The sequence below is a fragment of the Burkholderia sp. Bp8986 genome, assembly GCF_003854225.1.
Taxonomy (GTDB): Bacteria; Pseudomonadota; Gammaproteobacteria; order Burkholderiales; family Burkholderiaceae; genus Burkholderia.
Genome location: NZ_QTQM01000203.1, coordinates 1 through 562, shown reverse-complemented (window position 1 = coordinate 562; position 562 = coordinate 1). Strand labels below are relative to the sequence as shown.

General features: G+C 56.8%; 1 protein-coding gene. It reads right to left on the bottom strand.

Annotated features, from left to right (window positions below):
- On the bottom strand, window positions 1-562 hold a 562-nt coding region (locus DID99_RS37570), incomplete at both ends, for a hypothetical protein (RefSeq protein ID WP_185733893.1).

Below are 562 nucleotides of genomic sequence, written 5' to 3'. Positions count from 1 at the left end.
CCCTTGTAGTGCTTCTGCTCCATGCGGGTCACAACGTCGATGCTATGTTCGGGCGTCCGGCATGCCGCAAAATCCTTCACCTCCTTGCAGATCTTGTCCAGCATGTTGAAAATCAGCGCACCCCGCTCTGGATCCGCCTCGGTCTTGCCCGGCTCGGCAAAAGCCCTCTTGTCCAGATCCGTCAGCAGGTCGAGTGTCTTGTCGAAGGCACCAAAGCGTGTCTCGTTTCGCTGACCGTCAACGAACGCCTTGAACTGACTTTCTACTTCCGCCTTATGCTGCGGCGACACGCACTTCGCGATACGGAATTGCAGAACCGTCAACATCGCGTGAAAGATGTTCCGGACGCTGGCTCTGAAGTCCATGGTTGGCACAAGCTCATAAGCCACGCGGTCGGCGCTGTCCAGCCGAGCGGTGTCAACCAGCCGAGCGGTGATCGTGTATTTTTGCTCGCGACCGCTTTGCGGGTCCCGATACTTCAATGTGCCCCGCAGTCCCTCCGGCCCTTTGAGATTACCGCGATCGAAAAGGCTGTTGATTTCAAAACCGCGCTTGAAATCAA